This is a genomic window from Paenibacillus sp. LK1 (assembly GCF_002750415.1).
Taxonomy (GTDB): domain Bacteria; phylum Bacillota; class Bacilli; order Paenibacillales; family Paenibacillaceae; genus Paenibacillus; species Paenibacillus taichungensis.
In genome coordinates this window covers 302,853-321,606 of the sequence record NZ_PEII01000005.1, presented here as the reverse complement: position 1 = coordinate 321,606, position 18,754 = coordinate 302,853, and the positions used below count along the sequence as shown (strand labels likewise).

Genomic DNA, 18,754 nt, shown 5'->3' with positions numbered 1-18,754 from the left:
GAGATATAAAAAAGCTAGGTAGAATAATATTCTACCTAGCTTTATATCTATAGGAACTCAGTCCTTAATTTCTGATAAGTAGTGCTCATATAACTCGTTAATTGAAGAACTAGAAAGTAAGTGAGTGACTGCTTCAATTGATTCTCTTTTCCAATCAAACCAGCGCATTTCTTTTAACTTCATGATTTCTTCTTCTGAGAAACGCTTCCTAACTTCTTTTGCAGGATTGCCACCAACTATCGTGTAAGGGGCGACATCTTTTGTTACAACTGAGCCTGCTGCAACAATCGCACCTTCACCAATGGTAACACCAGGCATAATCATTGCATTCATGCCGATCCATGCATCGCTTTCTATAATGGTATCTCCCTTGGGTGAGAAGGAATGGCTAATTTGATCAGCGAACGGATAAACAGTGATCCACTCCGCATGATGATTGTTATTTCCTCCCATAAGAATAAAAACACCGGCTGCGATACATACATAATTACCAATAATCAATCGATCTATTTGCCATCCAAAGTCCTCAATGGGGTTGAATAAGATCCTGGATTTGTCATCTCCCCATAAATATCTCACGCATCCGTCTTCAAAAGATGAATTGTTATCATAATAACCGGAGTAATAAGAGTAATCGCCGACTTCGATTAATGGATTGGTTACAATATCCTTTAAATACTTAATTTCAGACCAGTGATTAAATTGGTTTATATTCATTTTAGTTTCCTCGCTTCTAAGTTTTATTTCTGAGTAACTTAGAAGCGTGATGCGGTAGCCACATTCTTTAGTTTTTTTAGACGACGAATCATCTGAATCATCCTTCCTTAAGATATGAGGGCGATTATAACAATGACCTCCTTTTTTGTCAATCTTATTCTAATAAAGAGATGTCAGTGTGGATTCTCCCTCAAAGTGTATATAATGAAGAAAAAATTCAGGGAGAGAAAATATAGACAAAACACGTGCCCATCATTTGGAAGGATGGATACATCATATTTGACTAAAACGGGAACGGGAATAAGAATGTAAAGAGGAAGCTGGCATTCGTAGCATAAAATATTGGCATATTAGTGTTGAGGCTTTTTATGTAGTCAATAAGAAATAGAATGGTTAATTAAGATATGATCATATCGTTGAAGCGAGAGTATGTTTAAATTGTTTGCTCTGTATTTACAGTATCTATATGTTGATAGTTTCATATATTTGCGTTATAATTCATTTATGTTTTTAGAAATTAAATTTTGAACAATTAATTGGAGATGTTAATATGGAACAAGAGAAGCAACTGGTTGCCGCACAGCGGACATTTTTTTATACAGGACAAACGAAGTCTATTGAGTACCGTATTCGTGCTCTTCAGCAATTGAGACAGGGAATTGAGAAGTATCAGCAACGTATTCTTGACGCACTTCGTGCGGATCTAAATAAATCTGAAACAGAGGCTTATGGCTCTGAGATTCGGATCGTGTTGGGTGAACTGGATTTTGCATTGGAACATTTGGAGGAATGGGCTACACCAAAACCTGTACCTACAAATTCTGCTATACCCGATGGCACAAGCTTCATTTATCCTGAACCTTATGGAGTTGCTCTTATTATTGCACCATGGAACTATCCGTTCCAACTGGCTTTCGGCCCTCTAATTGGAGCCATTGCTGCGGGTAACTGTGCCATTATTAAGCCGTCTGAATTAACCCCAGCCGTGTCACGTCTAACTTATGATTTGATTCATGAGATATTTCCTAGTGAGTACATGGCAGTTATGGAAGGGGAAGTTGAGACGAGTACGGCATTGTTGAAAGAAAAGTTTGATTATATTTTCTTTACAGGCAGTACAGGTGTTGGTCGCATTGTTATGAAGGCAGCTGCTGAGCATTTGACTCCAGTTACGTTAGAACTAGGCGGTAAAAGTCCGGTCATTGTTCATCAGGATGCAGATTTGAAGCTGGCGGCTCAGCGCATTGTTCGCGGTAAATTCCTGAATGCTGGGCAAACCTGTGTTGCACCGGATTATTTGCTTGTACACGAGCACGTACATGACAGATTACTTGAATTGATCGCTGCAGAAATTCAGGATAAATTTGGAGATGACGTGATGAAAAATGCTGATTTTCCGCACATTGTCAATGCACGTAACTTTGATCGTTTATCCGTTTTGCTCCAAGATGGCAAAGCGATGATCGGTGGGCGTTCTGAACGTGATCAGCTGCTCATTGAACCAACAGTACTGGGGGAATTGGATTGGAAATCCCCAGTGATGCAAGAAGAGATCTTTGGTCCAATTCTTCCTGTATTTAAGTATACCGACCTCGATCCCATGCTAGATGAGATTGTTCGTCGTCCAAAACCACTGGCATTATATATCTTCACTCAGGATGAGGATCTGCAGAATCAGGTTCTGAATCAAGTTTCTTTTGGTGGTGGTTGTATTAATGATACCTTGTCTCATATGACATCACATTATCTACCGTTTGGCGGCGTAGGGGAAAGTGGAATGGGTTCTTACCATGGTCAACAGAGTTTTGAAGTGTTCTCTCATTATAAAAGCATTCTTAAACGCAGCGAATAATCGACTAACGTAGAACAATATAAATTGTATAAGAAAAAAAGAGGTTGTCCCGTTGAACGGGACAACCTCTTTAAGTATCTTATTGTGAGACTTCTGTACAACTAGAATACATATTAATGAATATCACGGAAAAGGCCGATGACTTTGCCCAGGATGCTAACGTGTTTCAAACGCAACGGTTCAAAAGTCGAATTTTCCGGTTGAAGACGAATATGATCTTTCTCTTTGTAGAACGTTTTTACCGTTGCTTCATCGTCTTCAGTCATGGCTACTACGATATCGCCGTTATCTGCAGTTTGCTGCTGACGTACGATAACATAGTCTCCGTTAACAATGCCTGCTTCTACCATACTGTCTCCTACGACAGAAAGCATGAATACTTTCTGTTCGCCTACATAATGCGTGGGAAGAGGGAAGTAATCTTCGATATTTTCTGTTGCTGTGATCGGAACCCCTGCAGTAACTTTACCCACGACAGGAATGCGAGCAACGCTGTGAGCAAACTGATGTGAATGCTCTGACTCTTCCTGGCTGAGAAGTTCAATGGCTCTTGGTTTGGTTGGGTCACGTCTAATCAGACCTTTCTTCTCCAAACGATCCAGATGTCCATGTACTGTAGAGCTGGAAGCCAATCCAACGGCTTCACCAATTTCGCGTACGGAAGGAGGATACCCCTTCAACCGGACTTCATTGCGTATAAACTCCAGAATAGCCTGTTGCCTGCTGGATATCTTCGACATACCGTATCAACCCCATTTTAGTAACGTTTGGGAAAATTATAACATAGAACCTCCGTTCGTACAAACATAAGTTCTAAATAAAATGCCATAAAATCAATGTTTTTTTGCGAATTAAGATGAAAATTTTCTTTTGGTCTAATCAAATACTGCAAATGACAGTTCCCTTTTCAATAGAAGAAAGATATTGGAATGTAGGATGCAACAAAAAAAGCGAACAATTGTTCTAAAAAGTTATTGTACAAAACAAGTGTTCGTGTTATATTGATTTCAACGGATAGGAACAAACGTTTGGAGGTCGATATTTAATGAGATATTCTACTTATCAAAGCATTTACGAACCGGTGCGTTCAGAAGTGGTTGAAACTAACATAAGGAATTTTAAGAAGGTTTTTGCAAAAGGTAATGTCCCAACTTGGGTCTTGAAATTAATAATCGTAAGCTTAATTATACTGGTTGGATGCAGTACAGTACTCACTGTGTTCGCTGGCAATGAGAAAGATTTATTGCCTGGAGGGAAGATGGCAGTTTCACAAGGAGATACACTATGGAGTATATCATTAGATCACAAACCTGAAACAATGGATACACGTGTATATATAGAAGCAATTAAGAAAGTGAATCAACTTCAGTCAACTTCAATACAAGTGGGGCAAGTCTTAATACTGCCTCAATTCACAGAATAAGACTGCATATCCACACGCGCTAATGCATGTCAGCTTGACAAGCTGCCCTTATCATGTCAAAGTTAATAAGACTTTGTATTTTTGGAGGGGACAAGCTTGGATATAGATAGTCTGGTAGCACGTATTAATGAATTGGCCCGTAAGCAAAAATCCACTGGATTGACAGAGGAAGAGCTCGCAGAGCGTGCCAAGCTTAGAGAAATCTATTTGAGTAACATTCGGAGCAATTTCAGACAGCAACTGGATTCGATTGAAATTGTAGATGATGAGAACGATCAAGGCCACCAAGGCAAACTCAAACATTAAGGAAACCTAATGATATCAATATGATATTTAGGTTTCTTCCTGTTATCTAGAGGTTGCAAATTATAGGGGGAAATGTTGGTTTGCAGTTATGTAAGCCGATACAAAGAACATCTAAGGGGGATTCTCATGTCGCGTTCGTTCGAGAGAACGGTTCGGAAAAATTCTAAGCAGTTGAATCAGCAACGCAAAAAAAGCGGTAAACCGATTTCCGGTACACCAGGTGAGGACGTATTTAAAGGACGCAGCCTTCTGTTTCCTATTTTTCTGATCGGACTAGCTTTCCTGTACCTCTTTATGAGTACATTTCTTGTCAAAGCTCCGATGACCACTTGGGACTGGGTGACCATGTTGCTGTACGTATTTTTGGCAGTCATCTTCATGCTCCGTCGCCCTTATGTCAAAATAGGAAGTAATCGGATTTTGACGACAAAAGGGAACCGCGAGCGTTCAATTGGAGTCGATGATATCGTGAAATTCAGAATTGAGCCAGGTACGGTTGTAATTGAGCATAATGCACGAGGTAAGAGATGGGTATTTACCAAACTACTTAATCGTTATGATACCGATGCAATCACTGAACGTCTTCTGAAATTCGCCAAAGCACATCAGATCACCGTGGAAACATACGAGAAAAAGTAATTATTGCATAAAGGGGAAGATGACCGAAATGGCGTTAAAAGCGATTTTGTTCGACCTAGATGATACTTTACTGTGGGATGAGCGCAGTGTTCGAGAAGCCTTCCATGAGACTTGCCTGATTGCAGCTCAAGAGACGGGTATTAAACCCGAAGACCTTGAAGAGGCTGTTCGTAATGAGGCACGTAATCTGTATGAATCTTATGAAACTTTTTCGTTTACCAAAATGATTGGGATTAACCCGTTTGAAGGTCTTTGGGCTAACTTCACAGGTGGCGATCAGCCGGAGTTTCGCCAGTTGGAGCAACTTGCACCCGCATATCGTAAAGAGTCATGGCGTCGCGGCTTGTTAAAATTGGGTGTTGATCGTGAAGATCTGGCGGAACGACTTGCCTCACAATTTGGGGCTGAGCGGAGATCAAGACCCCATGTCTATGAAGAAACGATGGAAACATTGAGTCATCTGCAAGGGAAGTTTAAGCTTTTGCTTTTAACCAACGGCTGTCCTGCTTTACAACAAGAGAAACTTGATGGCGTTCCTGAATTGGCTCCTTTATTCGATGAAATTATTATCTCGGGTACGTTCGGTAAAGGAAAACCTGATCCTTCGATCTTCGAACACGCATTGAGTAAGCTGGGAGTTCAACCTGAGGAAAGTATGATGGTTGGAGATAAGCTTACAACTGATATCCGTGGAGCGTTGTCTGCAGGTATTCAATCTGTTTGGATTAACCGCGAGAATAAAGAGAACACCGAATCGTATGTGCCTGACCATCAAATCAAGCATTTATCCGAATTGGAACGAATCATTGCTGAATTCTCAATAAGTGCATCATAAATCGTATTTTTAGTGCACTACTCAAACATTGTTAGGTTTTGTGAGATGTATTTTATCCATAAAACCTAACAATGTTTTTTTGTTTTGGGACAGTTTGAACTATACCATAATAACAAAATATAATTTTTTTTACTAAAAGTTATTGAAATTATAGAACTACTGATTTAGAATATAACTAACATACTAGTATGACTAGTATGCGAATGAATACAGCGAATATCTGTTGACTTACTTGAATGAAGTGGAAGCGGGAGTTATTCGCTATAATTTTCACATCGTTTGTAAGCGCTTCACATAATCGAAGTAAACTATCTAGTCGTGAAAGGCAACATGAAGTGGTTAGTAAGAAAATAAGGGGAAGCATCTTGACCGAAATGTGCCTCTAGTGATTTTCAAAATTGATATCGCTTACATTGGTTTGGTTTATTCTGCAGGTGGGGGTGAAGTGCATCTGATTACTTGTCTTCTACAAAAAGAAGAGATGATAAGCATTGATCGAAAACGCTTTTATTTTATTAAGCTAAGGATCGGAGTGAAATAACATATGGAGTCGGAAACCGCTAAAACCACGCTAACGATGACATCTTTACGTAAAGAAAGCAGGTTGAGAACTATTACAGCTCTGCTTCGCAAAGATTGGCAGCTGTACTCACTGTTAATTCTTCCAATTATCTATCTTATTATTTTCAAATATGGGCCCATGCTCGGTAACGTAATCGCATTTAGACGATTTGTACCGGGAGGCAGTATTTTTGGAGAGACGTGGGTTGGATTCAGATATTTTCAGATGTTCATTCAAGACCCAACCTTTTGGAAAGTATTTGGGAACACACTTATGCTCGGTGGACTTGCGTTACTTTTCACCTTCCCAGTTCCGATCATTTTTGCATTGCTGCTGAATGAGGTGAAAAGCAAACGTTTCAAAAAGTTTGTGCAGACCGCATCGTATCTTCCGCACTTCTTGTCCATCGTTATCGTTGCCGGAATGATTCTGCAATTAACGGCAGTTAATGGCTCTATTAACGGAATGGTATCATTCTTTACTGGAGAGAGCATTCCTTTCATGCAACGTGCGGAATGGTTCAGAACAATCTATATCACCTCTGAGGTTTGGCAAGGTATGGGGTGGGGAGCCATTCTATATTTGGCTGCATTAACAACAATTGATGATTCTTTGTATGAGGCTGCGCGGATCGATGGTGCGAACCGTTGGAAGCAAACCCTCCATATAACCATACCAGGCATTTTGCCAACGATCGTTACATTGTTGATTTTGAACATGGGTAATTTCCTTGCGGTTGGATTTGAGAAAATCTTGCTCCTTTACAATCCGCTGATCTACGAGACATCTGACGTGATTTCTACTTATCTGTACCGGGTAGGTTTGCAGTCCAGCAATTTTAGCTATGCTACCGCCATTGGTTTGTTCGAATCCATTATTGGACTGATCCTGGTATTCTCGGTTAATGCCATTTCACGCAGACTGACACAACGAAGCTTGTGGTAAAGGAGGAGCAATATGCTGGAATCAAAATCATACAAAGTATTTAAAGTTTTCAATGCCATCTTTTTGCTGCTTGTGGTATTCATCACGCTCTATCCGTTTCTGAATGTCGTGGCCCAGTCTTTCAGCAGCGAGGCTTATATCAATTCAGGCAAGGTAAGCATTATCCCAAGAGGATTTAATGTGGAAACCTACAAGACCATCTCTCGTGATAGCATGTTCTGGACCAACTACAAAAACACAATTATATATACCGTTGTAGGTACTTTGATTTCCATGTTCATGACGACCATTTTCGCTTATGCCTTATCCAAGAAAAGATTAATGGGACGAAAATTTTTGACGATGTTCGCCGTATTCACGATGTTTTTCAGTGGCGGCTTGATTCCTAACTATGTCCTGATTAACTCTCTGGGCTTCAATAACACGATGTGGGCATTGGTTGTGCCTGGGGCAATCAGCATTTATAACATGTTAATTATGAAATCATTTTTCGAAAACATGCCTGAAGAGCTTGAGGAAGCGGCAGCTATTGACGGTTTGAATACGTATGGCATTTTGTTGCGGATCATTCTACCGCTAAGTAAAGCTGTCATGGCAACGATGGTTCTGTTTTACGCTGTGGGACATTGGAATTCCTGGTTTCCTGCCTTCCTGTATCTCGACAAAAAGGAACTGTTTCCCGTTACGATCTACTTGCGCAACATGATTGCAGGTGCAACGGGTGGTGCTTCGGCTGGTGCTTCAGCGGATAATCTGACTCAAATTTCTGCAAACATCAAATCGGTCACGATGGTACTCACCATTTTGCCTATTTTAACGATTTATCCATTTGTTCAAAGATACTTTGTAACCGGTATCATGTTGGGATCTGTTAAACAGTAATCCTAGCCCAATATAGTTCAACATCTTGATTGTAAGGCTAATCTAAACCACATGCAGGGGGAGAATTAAATGAAACATAGACCACGTAAGCTTGTAGGCAAGATGGTATTGGCAACAATGATGAGTGTCGTTCTGGCAGCATGTAGCAGCGGAGCTGGTGGAGAGAAAGTTGAACCAGAATCTAAGGGGGCCATGGAATCCTATGGTGTAGGAGAGACTTTCAAAGCGGCTGAACCATTTAATCTATCTATTCTGTACAGCGACCAGCCAGCATACCCGTACAAAAAAGATTGGCTCCTGTTCCAAAAAATCACGGAAAAAACCGGAGTAACGCTGGAGCCTACCATCGTTCCGATGAGTGACTATTCCCAGAAAAGATCCCTTCTGATCAGCTCTGGAGATGCCCCACTGGTTATTCCGAAAACCTATCCGGGTGAAGAATCTGCTTTTGTATCCTCTGGTGCGATTTTGCCAGTGAGCGACTATGTTGATTTGATGCCTAACTTTAAAGATAAAGTAGAGAAATGGGGACTTCAGGATGAACTTGAGGGCCTTCGACAAGAGGATGGGAAATATTATGTACTTCCAGGTTTACATGAAGAGGTTTGGCCAGACTATACCCTCATTGTGAGAACTGATATTTTTGAGAAAAATAACATTGCCATTCCAAAGACATGGGATGAATTGTATGATGCCGCCAAAAAGCTGAAAGAAATCTATCCCGATTCCGTTCCGTTCTCAGATCGTTTCCAATTTAACAGTACATTGAATATTGCTGCTACCAGTTTTGGAACGAAAGCTGGGTGGGGATTTGGCAATGGTTTAACGTATAAAGAAGATCAGGATGAATTTGTATACACTTCGACTACGCCGGAATACAAGGAAATGTTAACTTACTTTAACAAGCTTGTATCGGAGGGGCTGCTGGATAAAGAAAGCTTCACCCAGGACGATGACCAGGCTATTCAAAAATTTGTTTCTGGAAAATCCTTTATTATTAATGGTAACTCGCAAACGGTAGTGCTTCATCGTAATGACATGAACAAAACGTTGGGAGAAGGAAATTTCTCCATCGCCAAAATTACAGTTCCTGGTGGTCCAAAAGGTCAATTGATGTCTGGCTCCAGACTTGAAAACGGTGTCATGATTTCCGGTAAAATTAAGGACAACGAGAATTTCAAAGCAACCATGCAATTTATTGATTGGTTATACTATAGTGATGAAGGTCAAGAATTTGCTAAATGGGGTGTAGAAGGCGAAACCTTCACCAAACAGGATGGTGTTCGTAAGTTGGCCGAAGATGTGAACTATAATGGATTGAACCCAAAAGGCACGAAGGACTTGCGTATTGATTACGGATTCTCTGGTGGTGTGTTTGCTTATGGAGGAACAACAGATTTGTTGCACTCCATGTTTAGTGAGGAAGAATTGAAATTCCAGCAAGACATGAAAGATATCAAAGAAGTAGTTCCTGCGGAGCCTCCAATTCCTTACTCGGATATCGATCGTGAACAGGTGACACTGCTTAGCACACCGCTTAAAGATTTCTCGGATCAAAATACGCTTAAATTCATTTTGGGAGAACGTAAACTTTCTGAGTTTGATGCATTTGTAAAAGAGCTGGAGAGCCAAGGCTTGCCTCAGTATATGCAGCTTTCCAATGACACGTATAAGAAATATAAAGAAAACAAGCAACAATAGTTCTGAACTGAAATTTGCACATTGCCGTTTCATTAAGGGAATTTTAGTGGAACGGCAAATTGTGCTAAGATGGATGAATATGGCTGAGAGGAAGAGGTTAAGGAATGTCACTTAATCAAAAGATTAGAGGTTCGACCCGGGCTTATTCATACAATCTGATAAAGGAACGGATTCTGCACCTTGAACTTGAGCCTGGTACAAAGATTTCCGAGAAGGAAATAGCAGATGAATTGCAAGTAAGCAGAACGCCGGTCCGAGAAGCATTCATGAAGCTTGCCGAGGAAGAATTACTGGATATTATTCCACAGAGCGGAACCATTGTCTCCCATATTAATCTGGAGCACGTTGAAGAAGGCCGGTTTATGAGAGAGAAGATGGAGAAAGAAATTGTCACTCTTGCTTGTGCTTCTTTTCCGGAAGAGTTCAGATTCAGACTTGAAACCAATATCGCCATGCAGGAAGTATGTATAGGGAAAAATAATTTCTATCGGCTTTTTGAACTGGACGAAGAGTTTCATCAGATATTATTTCAAGGCACTGGAAAAATGAGAACTTGGAAAATGCTGCAGCAGCTTAATATTCCCTTTAACCGCCTTCGTTTATTACGTTTGTCTGAAGATTCCGATGCTGAAGTTATTATTTCACAACATAAGGAAATATATAGACTTATCACGGAACGTGAGACTGATCGAGCAGTTAAGGTGATGGAAGCTCATCTCAGATTAGTTGTTGTTGAACAAGAGAAGATGAAGGCAAAATATCCGCATTATTTTATATAAAACATCGAATGTTGTATACTATTTGAATATGCAGAAACCCCTGTTCGAAATGAACAGGGGTTTGTTGAGCAAATAATAAGATTTGCTTATTAGGCTTGTTTGATAAACGTTGGATCCGGGTATGGATCTGCGATCCAGCCATCTTTTTCAATAAACAGACGTACGGCAATGATTTGTTTGTTCTCCATCAATGTGAAGAAGTGTGGGGTGTTCTCAGGTACTGAGATAACGTCTCCAGGAGACAATTCTACATTAAAGTAACCTACATCATCTGTTGCTTTGATGACAAAGATTCCTTTGCCGGCTACAATAGCTCGGATTTCATCTTCAGCATGAGTATGAATCTCTTCGAATTTAGCAAGCTTCTCTTCAATATCTGGTGTTTGTTCAGATAGCGTAATGACATCCCAGATTTGGTACCCGCGACGTGCTGCCAAGTCTCTGATTTCATAGTCATAAGTTTTTAGGACTTCTTCTTTTTGTTCATCGGTGAGTCCAAAGTTATTTTGCAGATCCGTGTTTAATTTGGACGCGTCCCATTTTTCAAATAATACATCATATTTGTTTAAGAAATTTCGAACATTTTCGTCTCCAGTGATACGTTCGTTCGTATTTCGGATTACAATTTCAGCCATGTTCTTTCCCTCTTTTCCACTTGGTTTAATCGCTATTATATCGGATTCCTCTATTTTTGTCGATTCACAAATTGATTCGAACTTCAACAAAAACCGCCAGGGAACTGATCAAACCCGATCTTTCACATTAAGTTAGTTTCTGTTAAACTAAGATTTAACGTTTTGCGGAGGTGACGATATTGGACAAGCTTAGCCTACATGATGCATTAAAACAACGAATATTGATCCTCGACGGTGCAATGGGGACCATGATTCAACAAGTTGATCTCACAGGCGCAGATTTTGGCGGAGAAGACCTGGATGGATGTAATGAAATGCTTGTACTTACACGTCCAGAGCTAATCCAGCGTATTCATGAGGAATATCTGGAAGCCGGTGCTGACTTAATTGAAACAAATACGTTTGGTGCAACATCTGTTGTACTTGCTGAATATGACATTCAGGACCGTGCACGTGAAATTAATCTCGAAGCAGCCAGAATTGCAAAAGCAGCCGTGGATCGATTTTCGACACCGGAGTCTCCACGTTATGTGGTAGGTGCTATGGGACCTACAACCAAAACGCTGTCAGTAACAGGTGGAGTTACTTTTCAAGAGCTCATTGACAGCTATTTTGAGCAAGCGCTTGCTTTAATTGAGGGAGGCGTTGATGCGCTGCTGCTCGAAACCTCACAAGATACGCTCAATGTAAAAGCAGGTAGCATTGGAATTCAACAGGCATTCGAGCAAAGTGGTATCAAGCTTCCTCTGATGATCTCAGGAACGATCGAACCGATGGGTACAACCCTCGCTGGTCAGAACATTGAGTCTTTTTATATATCCTTAGAACACCTTAACCCAATTTCAGTGGGACTAAACTGTGCTACAGGTCCGGAATTCATGCGTGACCATATTCGCTCTCTTTCCGGCATGGCTTCAGTTGCGGTAAGTTGTTATCCAAATGCAGGTCTTCCGGATGAAAACGGTAATTACCATGAATCGCCGGATTCGCTTGCTCAGAAGATCGGTGCTTTTGCCGAACAGGGCTGGTTGAACATCGCGGGTGGCTGCTGTGGAACAACACCTGCACATATTCGGGCAATGCGGGATACACTTGCCAAGTACCCTCCCAGAGAAATGAACGGAACACATCCACCAGCGTTGTCAGGAATAGATCCAGTCTACGTTGAACAGGACAATCGCCCTTATATGGTTGGGGAACGTACGAACGTACTTGGATCACGGAAATTCAAGCGTCTTATTGTTGAAGGGAAATATGAAGAAGCTTCAGAAATTGCTCGGGCTCAGGTGAAAAATGGGGCACATGTTGTCGACGTTTGTGTTCAAGATCCGGACCGTGAAGAAGCCGAAGACATGGAGAAATTCCTTGAACTTGTTGTCAAAAAAGTAAAGGTGCCACTTATGATCGATACGACAGATGCAGCCGTCATCGACCTTGCACTGCAATACTCTCAGGGTAAAGCGATAATTAACTCCATTAACCTTGAGGACGGCGAGGAAAAGTTCGAGCTGGTCACTCCGCTCTTGCATAAATACGGCGGTGCTGTCGTTGTCGGAACGATTGATGAACGCGGTCAGGCCATTAGTCGTGAGGACAAGCTGGAGGTAGCCAAGCGGTCTTACGATTTGCTGGTGAACAAGTACGGGTTAAAAGCCGAAGACCTGATTTTTGATACCCTGGTGTTTCCAGTAGGGACGGGCGATGAACAGTATATCGGTTCGGCCAAAGAAACAATTGAAGGTATTCGTGTCATTAAAGAAGCGATGCCTGAATGTCATACAATACTGGGGATCAGTAACATTTCATTTGGATTGCCTGAAGCTGGGCGTGAAGTGCTGAACTCTGTATTTTTATATGAGTGTACCAAAGCAGGTCTCGATTATGCCATCGTTAACACCGAGAAGCTGGAGCGTTATGCATCCATCCCGGAAGAAGAGCGAAGACTCTCAGAAGAGCTGTTATATAATACAAATGACGAAACACTGGCTGCTTTCGTAGCGGCGTTCCGTAACAAAAAGGTTGAGAAAAAAGAAAAGATTTCGAACCTGTCGTTGGAAGAACGTCTCGCATCGTATGTTGTTGAAGGAAGCAAAGAAGGTTTGCTGCCCGATCTGGAGCAGGCACTCGCCAAATATACAGCCCTTGAAGTAATCAATGGCCCGTTGATGCGGGGCATGGAAGAAGTAGGACGGCTGTTTAACAATAATGAGCTGATCGTAGCAGAAGTGCTTCAGAGCGCGGAAGTTATGAAGGCTTCGGTAGCTTATTTGGAACAGTTCATGGAGAAGAATGAGACGTCAGTTAAGGGAAAGATTATTCTAGCAACGGTCAAAGGCGATGTGCATGACATCGGCAAAAACCTGGTGGAGATCATCCTTTCCAATAACGGTTACCGGATCATTAATTTGGGTATAAAAGTACCACCAGAGCGAATTATCGAGGCATACAGAGAAGAGAAAGTCGATGCGATCGGTCTATCCGGTCTGTTGGTAAAATCGGCACAACAGATGATTCTTACCGCTCAGGACTTACGTACAGCAGGAATTGATGTACCTATTATGGTTGGTGGAGCAGCATTGACACGCAAATTCACCAAGAATCGTATACGCCCGGAATATAACGGCATGGTTGTATATGCAAAAGATGCGATGGACGGTCTGGATTTGGCTAACAAGCTCATGAACCCAAGCACTCGCGAAGCGATGCAGCTGGAGATGGACGCTGAGAAAGAGGCGGACGCAGCTGGTGCAGAAAACGTTACCTCACTTCCCGAGCTTACACGGGTAGAGCGTTCGGATATCGCAATAGACAACCCGGTTCTCGTTCCACCGGATCTGGAGCGACATGTGATGCGGAACTATCCGCTATCACACATATTACCGTATGTGAACATGCAGATGTTGCTAGGTCACCATCTTGGTTTGCGTGGCTCAGTAGAGCAGTTGCTTGCTTCGGGTGATCAGAAAGCCACAGACCTAAAAGCGGTAGTGGATGAGATTATGCAGGAAGCTGTTCGTGACGGGATTATTCAGGCGCATGCGATGTATCGTTTCTTCCCGGCTCAGTCCAGCGGTAACAGCGTTATCATCTATGACCCAGAGAATACAAGTAATATCTTGCATACATTCACGTTCCCTCGTCAAAAAGTTGAACCATACCTCTGCCTGTCCGATTTCTTGAAGCCAGTGGAATCCGGACAAATGGATTACGTTGGTTTCATGGTCGTAACGGCTGGGCACGGTGTACGGGAGTTATCGACAGCTTGGAAGGAGCAAGGTGATTATCTTCGCTCACATGCTCTGCAATCCGTAGCGCTTGAAGTAGCAGAGGGATTAGCTGAGCGAGTTCATCATATGATGAGAGATATCTGGGGATTCCCAGATCCAGCACAGATGACCATGAAGCAGCGTCATGGAGCACGCTATCAGGGAATCAGGGTATCATTCGGATATCCGGCTTGTCCCGATTTGGAAGACCAAGGGCCACTGTTCAAGTTATTACAGCCTGAGGATATTGGTGTGGAGTTGACTGAAGGTTTCATGATGGAACCTGAAGCATCCGTATCGGCGATGGTATTCAGCCATCCGCAAGCGAAGTATTTTAACGTGGATAAGGCTTAAAAGTAAAAGGTCAGGCAAAGCCCTCCGCATTGTCGGAGGCTTTTTGCTGGCAGCAGAAAGAGGTGCGATCCAGATGGAACTATATTTCCTGGGAACTAACGCTGGTGTACCTACGCTTCAGCGGAATGTAACTTCCATAGGGCTGCGCATGTTGGATGAGCGCAGAGCATTGTGGTTGTTTGACTGCGGGGAAGGAACCCAGCATCAGATTTTAAGTTCTCCGCTTAAATTGAGCAAATTGGAGAAAATATTTATCACCCATTTACATGGAGATCATGTATTTGGACTTCCAGGTCTGCTCTCCAGCAGAGCATATCAGGGTGGCACTACACCGCTAACGGTGTATGGTCCGCCAGGAACTGAACGAATGATCATGACAACCATGGAGCTGAGCCAATCACGTCTAAACTATGATTTAAGCATTGTAGAACATACAGGCGGAGTGCTTTTCGAAGATGAGAGCTTCATTGTGGAATCTGCGTTGCTGGAACATCGTATCGACAGTTATGGGTATCGGATTACCGAAAAGGATCGTCCAGGCAGTCTGGACCCTGCAAAACTGGCTGAGTATGGATTGAAGCCTGGGCCGCTATTTGGTCGCTTGAAGCGGGGAGAAACGATTACCCTCGACAATGGGGACTTCCTTCGTCCAGAAGATGTGTTGGGTGCACCCAAGCGAGGGATGGTGATTACCATCTTGGGCGATACGCGCCCATGTGACAATGTACAGCCACTTGCACTAAATGCGGATGTTCTTGTACACGAAGCAACGTTTCTGCATGATTTAGCTGATACGGCTCATGAGTACTATCATAGTACATCAAAGCAAGCGGCTGAGGCGGCGAGAGCGGCAGGTGCAGGACAGCTGATCATGACCCATTTTAGCTCTCGTTACAAAGATGAGGATCAGTTGCAGCCACTACTGGAGGAAGCGCAATCGATATTCCCGAATACGAAACTTGCGATTGAACACGAGCTTATTCCAGTTGTTCACCGTAAGAGTGAATCCTAATGATGGACGCGCGAAACAGTACAGCCAAACACGACGGGAGAATAAGCCGTTAATTGCACGGGACTAAGGGGAAGTTACTCCCGAGGTCCCTTTTGCAATCTGGCCGGAAAGCGTGTAGGATGGGCAATATGAGCAGGGAAATGATTCAAATTATTTTCCGGGAAAGCGCAGGAAATGACAAGCTTGTACAGAAGACGCGCGGGGCCAAACGTCCGTGTTCGATTCGGTTCGACGTGTTGCGTGCAGATGCGAGCTAGCCATTTTTTTTGTACTGTATACATAGAGTGGCATTGAAGTTCGAGGCAAATGATTAATGACATGAAATATTAATAGAATAAAGAAAGGAAGTGCTGTATATGATTAAGGCCTATCTGATCGACCTGGACGGTACGCTCTATCATGGCAGACATCGTATTGAAGGAGCCGATAAGCTTATTCAGACATTAAATGAACAAGGCATGCCTTATTTGTTTGTGACTAATAATTCTTCGCGTACACCGCAAGGTGTGGCAGATCATCTGAACGGGATGGGTATCCCTGCCGATGCATCACAGGTATGTACTTCTGCGGTGGCGGCTGCGGAATACGTGGCCCAAGAGTCTCCAGGTGCGAAAGTGGCTTGTATCGGAGAAGAAGGGCTGTTGCAAGCGATAGAAGCTGCAGGGCTTACACTAACGGATGATGAACCTGAATACGTTATACAAGGAATTGATCGTGAATTTTCCTATCATAAATTGACTAAAGCGCTTCGCTGGATCAATGGCGGCTCTAAATCTGTCATGACCAATCCGGATTTGCAACTACCTTCTGATGATGGGCTTACGCCCGGAGCGGGGACAATTGGGGCAGCGATAGAAGCAGCAACTGGAGTTCATCCTACTGTCATTGGCAAACCGTCAAGTATTATTATGAAGTCTGCCATTAGCCGATTGAACTTAAAGTCTGATGAAGTTGCTGTAATCGGAGACAATATGCGTACAGATATTGCCGCAGGAGCAGCTGCAGGCTGCGAGACCCTACTGGTTCTGACTGGAATAACGACACGGGACAATATGGATAGCCACATCCAGGCGACCAAGGTTCGTCCTGATCATGTGTTTGAAGATTTGCATAAACTGATTGAGTGGCTGTCGCAGACGACAAGCCAAGCATCCAAGAAGGGGTAGATGTACGATGCCGGAATTGCCGGAAATGGAAAACTACCGGACCTTGCTGTCCGAGAAAATACTCGATTTGCCGATTACAGGTGTGGTGGTTAACCGTGATAAGTCGATTAATACCGATCCTGATGTGTTCACCCGTGAACTGACAGGCAATCGTATCATATTTGTAGAGCGCCGGGCCAAACATCTGATCTTTCATCTGGCTAATGGTAAGCGGCTTGTGCTACATCTCATGCTGGGCGGAATGATTTTCTGGGGCACGGAAGCTGAACGTCCTGATCGCTCCACTCAAGTGGAAATTCAATTTGGAGAATATACTTTATTCTTTATTGGGCTCCGTTTAGGATATCTGCATCTGCTTACTTCCAAAGAGACGGAAGAGGCTATGTCTGATCTTGGACCTGAACCTCTTGATCGGCGCATGAATGCAGAACGTTTTGCTGCCCTATTGAAAGGACGTCGGGGTACACTTAAAACTACACTGGTCAATCAACACATTATTGCAGGCATCGGAAATTGTTATTCGGATGAGATTGCATTTGCAGCAGGTCTGAGACCAAGCTCCAAGACGCAAAATATTGCTGCATCGCCTGAACTCACAACACGTTTGTACCATTCTGTGCAATCCGTGTTGCGGGAAGCTGCTTCGGAAGGCGGTTATATGGAAATGCCGTTGATGCAGGGAGATACCAAGACGGGAAGTTTTGACGAGCAGTGTCGAGTGTATGATCGTGAAGGGGAAACTTGCCCTCGTTGTGGGGGAACGATAGCACGCGTGGAAATTACGGGCAAGAAGGCTTTCTTCTGTCCAGATTGCCAGCATGAGGCCTAAAAGCGGAATCGGGGCACATGTCAGCACCAGAGGTGGATTTCTACAGGCAGCCAAGCGGGCAACTGAGATGGGGGCTACGGCATTTCAATATTTTCCGAAGAACCCGCGTAGCCTTGGCTTGAAAGAATTGGACCTCAAAGATGCTGAACAGTGTCGGGACTGGTGTGAGAAGCAGGGGATATCTTCCATTGCCCACTCACCCTATCCCACGAATCCGGCTTTGGGCAAAACCCGAGGAGAGGCGGGTTTTCATGCAACCATCGCTTCGATACAAAATGATCTGCATATTGCAGATGCCTGCGGTTCAGTAGGAACTGTAGTTCACTTTGGACATCTCAAGAGCAATGAACCACTTGAAGGATATCAGAATCTCATATCCTGTCTGGATACCGCTTTAGCAGATTGGAATGGACAGGCTAAGGTTCTGCTTGAAAATCAGGCTGGAGGTCATGGTCCCATGGGTACGACGATGGAAGAGTTGATACAGATTCGTAAGCTAAGCCGGTATCCTGAACATATTGCTTTTTGTTTTGACACATGTCATGCTTTTGCTTCAGGCATGTGGACGACAGGCAATGAGGCATCAATGCTGGAGAAAGGCAGACTGCTGGGATACTGGGATGCTCTTGCAGCTGTTCATTTTAATGATTCGAAATATCCTTCCGGTTCATGCAAGGACAGACATGCACGGATTGGACAGGGTTATATAGGGAAAAAAGCGATGCAGGAACTGTTATGTGCGCCTGAATTTCAGCAAGCGGTAGTTGTGCTGGAGACCGAATCAGGCGAAGATGGAACACACCGTGGAGACATTGAGCTCATGCGTTCCTGGCTTTAAATGGGGAGAGGAG

18 protein-coding genes are annotated in these 18,754 nt (G+C 43.1%); 15 read left to right on the top strand and 3 right to left on the bottom strand.

Annotated features, from left to right (window positions below; all coding sequences use genetic code 11):
• Nucleotides 1–57: 57 nt before the first annotated feature.
• Nucleotides 58–717 (bottom strand): CatB-related O-acetyltransferase, encoded by a 660-nt coding sequence (locus CS562_RS13675; protein ID WP_099856334.1) that lies wholly within the window; start codon nucleotides 715–717, stop codon nucleotides 58–60.
• A 550-nt stretch (nucleotides 718–1,267) separates the two neighbouring features.
• Between CS562_RS13675 and CS562_RS13670 the strand changes: the two genes are divergently transcribed.
• Entirely contained in the window at nucleotides 1,268–2,569 is a 1,302-nt protein-coding gene (locus tag CS562_RS13670; protein WP_099856332.1) for an aldehyde dehydrogenase, read from the top strand.
• Between the two features lie 113 nt (nucleotides 2,570–2,682).
• On the opposite strand, the gene lexA is transcribed toward CS562_RS13670, so the two are convergent.
• On the bottom strand, nucleotides 2,683–3,309 hold the full coding sequence (lexA, locus tag CS562_RS13665; protein ID WP_024630400.1) for a transcriptional repressor LexA: 627 nt from the start codon (nucleotides 3,307–3,309) through the stop codon (nucleotides 2,683–2,685).
• A 305-nt stretch (nucleotides 3,310–3,614) separates the two neighbouring features.
• Here lexA and CS562_RS13660 point away from each other — a divergent pair, with 305 nt between their 5' ends.
• The 8 genes from CS562_RS13660 to CS562_RS13625 all read left to right on the top strand — a co-directional run bounded on the left by CS562_RS13660 (nucleotide 3,615) and on the right by CS562_RS13625 (nucleotide 10,641).
• Nucleotides 3,615–3,992 (top strand): LysM peptidoglycan-binding domain-containing protein, encoded by a 378-nt coding sequence (locus tag CS562_RS13660; RefSeq protein WP_099856330.1) that lies wholly within the window; start codon nucleotides 3,615–3,617, stop codon nucleotides 3,990–3,992.
• A gap of 96 nt (nucleotides 3,993–4,088) precedes the next feature.
• Nucleotides 4,089–4,298, top strand: coding sequence for a DUF896 domain-containing protein (locus tag CS562_RS13655; protein ID WP_099856328.1), 210 nt, complete (start codon nucleotides 4,089–4,091; stop codon nucleotides 4,296–4,298).
• 126 nt (nucleotides 4,299–4,424) lie between these two features.
• A complete protein-coding gene (locus CS562_RS13650; RefSeq protein WP_076289095.1) occupies nucleotides 4,425–4,937 on the top strand; it encodes a hypothetical protein in 513 nt (170 codons plus the stop codon).
• Between the two features lie 28 nt (nucleotides 4,938–4,965).
• The gene (locus tag CS562_RS13645; protein WP_099856325.1) at nucleotides 4,966–5,772 is read left to right on the top strand and encodes an HAD family hydrolase; all 807 of its coding nucleotides are present in this window, start codon (nucleotides 4,966–4,968) and stop codon (nucleotides 5,770–5,772) included.
• A gap of 544 nt (nucleotides 5,773–6,316) precedes the next feature.
• A complete protein-coding gene (locus CS562_RS13640) occupies nucleotides 6,317–7,279 on the top strand; it encodes an ABC transporter permease (protein ID WP_099856323.1) in 963 nt (320 codons plus the stop codon).
• Nucleotides 7,280–7,291: 12 nt separating this feature from the next.
• Complete coding sequence (locus CS562_RS13635) at nucleotides 7,292–8,161, top strand: carbohydrate ABC transporter permease (RefSeq protein ID WP_024630394.1); 870 nt, start codon at nucleotides 7,292–7,294, stop codon at nucleotides 8,159–8,161.
• A gap of 69 nt (nucleotides 8,162–8,230) precedes the next feature.
• Nucleotides 8,231–9,862: an ABC transporter substrate-binding protein gene (locus CS562_RS13630; RefSeq protein WP_099856321.1), complete on the top strand. Its 1,632-nt coding sequence runs from the start codon at nucleotides 8,231–8,233 to the stop codon at nucleotides 9,860–9,862.
• A gap of 104 nt (nucleotides 9,863–9,966) precedes the next feature.
• Entirely contained in the window at nucleotides 9,967–10,641 is a 675-nt protein-coding gene (locus CS562_RS13625; RefSeq protein ID WP_099856319.1) for a GntR family transcriptional regulator, read from the top strand.
• 89 nt (nucleotides 10,642–10,730) lie between these two features.
• On the opposite strand, the gene CS562_RS13620 is transcribed toward CS562_RS13625, so the two are convergent.
• A complete protein-coding gene (locus tag CS562_RS13620) occupies nucleotides 10,731–11,276 on the bottom strand; it encodes a cupin domain-containing protein (RefSeq protein ID WP_090899920.1) in 546 nt (181 codons plus the stop codon).
• Between the two features lie 179 nt (nucleotides 11,277–11,455).
• Here CS562_RS13620 and metH point away from each other — a divergent pair, with 179 nt between their 5' ends.
• The 6 genes from metH to CS562_RS13595 all read left to right on the top strand — a co-directional run bounded on the left by metH (nucleotide 11,456) and on the right by CS562_RS13595 (nucleotide 18,741).
• Entirely contained in the window at nucleotides 11,456–14,896 is a 3,441-nt protein-coding gene (gene metH / locus CS562_RS13615) for a methionine synthase (RefSeq protein ID WP_099856317.1), read from the top strand.
• 73 nt (nucleotides 14,897–14,969) lie between these two features.
• Complete coding sequence (rnz, locus tag CS562_RS13610) at nucleotides 14,970–15,908, top strand: ribonuclease Z (protein WP_076289348.1); 939 nt, start codon at nucleotides 14,970–14,972, stop codon at nucleotides 15,906–15,908.
• A gap of 128 nt (nucleotides 15,909–16,036) precedes the next feature.
• The gene (locus CS562_RS33430) at nucleotides 16,037–16,165 is read left to right on the top strand and encodes a hypothetical protein (protein ID WP_256716804.1); all 129 of its coding nucleotides are present in this window, start codon (nucleotides 16,037–16,039) and stop codon (nucleotides 16,163–16,165) included.
• Nucleotides 16,166–16,264: 99 nt separating this feature from the next.
• Complete coding sequence (locus CS562_RS13605; RefSeq protein WP_076289102.1) at nucleotides 16,265–17,074, top strand: TIGR01457 family HAD-type hydrolase; 810 nt, start codon at nucleotides 16,265–16,267, stop codon at nucleotides 17,072–17,074.
• Between the two features lie 7 nt (nucleotides 17,075–17,081).
• Nucleotides 17,082–17,903, top strand: a complete 822-nt coding sequence (locus CS562_RS13600; protein WP_099856315.1) for an Fpg/Nei family DNA glycosylase — start codon at nucleotides 17,082–17,084, stop codon at nucleotides 17,901–17,903.
• The gene (locus CS562_RS13595) at nucleotides 17,893–18,741 is read left to right on the top strand and encodes a deoxyribonuclease IV (protein ID WP_099856313.1); all 849 of its coding nucleotides are present in this window, start codon (nucleotides 17,893–17,895) and stop codon (nucleotides 18,739–18,741) included. The genes CS562_RS13600 and CS562_RS13595 overlap by 11 nt, the downstream gene beginning before the upstream one ends.
• Nucleotides 18,742–18,754: the final 13 nt, after the last annotated feature.

Excerpts from the sequence above, each read along its gene's own strand:
- CS562_RS13620 (WP_090899920.1), bottom strand. The coding sequence starts at position 11,276 with ATGGCTGAAATTGTAATCCGAAATACGAACGAACGTATCACTGGAGAC.
- CS562_RS13640 (WP_099856323.1), top strand. The coding sequence starts at position 6,317 with ATGGAGTCGGAAACCGCTAAAACCACGCTAACGATGACATCTTTACGT.
- CS562_RS13635 (WP_024630394.1), top strand. The coding sequence starts at position 7,292 with ATGCTGGAATCAAAATCATACAAAGTATTTAAAGTTTTCAATGCCATC.
- CS562_RS13670 (WP_099856332.1), top strand. The coding sequence starts at position 1,268 with ATGGAACAAGAGAAGCAACTGGTTGCCGCACAGCGGACATTTTTTTAT.
- CS562_RS33430 (WP_256716804.1), top strand. The coding sequence starts at position 16,037 with ATGAGCAGGGAAATGATTCAAATTATTTTCCGGGAAAGCGCAGGAAAT.
- lexA (WP_024630400.1), bottom strand. The coding sequence starts at position 3,309 with ATGTCGAAGATATCCAGCAGGCAACAGGCTATTCTGGAGTTTATACGC.
- CS562_RS13600 (WP_099856315.1), top strand. The coding sequence starts at position 17,082 with ATGCCGGAATTGCCGGAAATGGAAAACTACCGGACCTTGCTGTCCGAG.
- CS562_RS13675 (WP_099856334.1), bottom strand. The coding sequence starts at position 717 with ATGAATATAAACCAATTTAATCACTGGTCTGAAATTAAGTATTTAAAG.
- CS562_RS13630 (WP_099856321.1), top strand. The coding sequence starts at position 8,231 with ATGAAACATAGACCACGTAAGCTTGTAGGCAAGATGGTATTGGCAACA.
- CS562_RS13650 (WP_076289095.1), top strand. The coding sequence starts at position 4,425 with ATGTCGCGTTCGTTCGAGAGAACGGTTCGGAAAAATTCTAAGCAGTTG.
- CS562_RS13605 (WP_076289102.1), top strand. The coding sequence starts at position 16,265 with ATGATTAAGGCCTATCTGATCGACCTGGACGGTACGCTCTATCATGGC.
- CS562_RS13595 (WP_099856313.1), top strand. The coding sequence starts at position 17,893 with ATGAGGCCTAAAAGCGGAATCGGGGCACATGTCAGCACCAGAGGTGGA.
- CS562_RS13645 (WP_099856325.1), top strand. The coding sequence starts at position 4,966 with ATGGCGTTAAAAGCGATTTTGTTCGACCTAGATGATACTTTACTGTGG.
- CS562_RS13625 (WP_099856319.1), top strand. The coding sequence starts at position 9,967 with ATGTCACTTAATCAAAAGATTAGAGGTTCGACCCGGGCTTATTCATAC.
- CS562_RS13660 (WP_099856330.1), top strand. The coding sequence starts at position 3,615 with ATGAGATATTCTACTTATCAAAGCATTTACGAACCGGTGCGTTCAGAA.
- rnz (WP_076289348.1), top strand. The coding sequence starts at position 14,970 with ATGGAACTATATTTCCTGGGAACTAACGCTGGTGTACCTACGCTTCAG.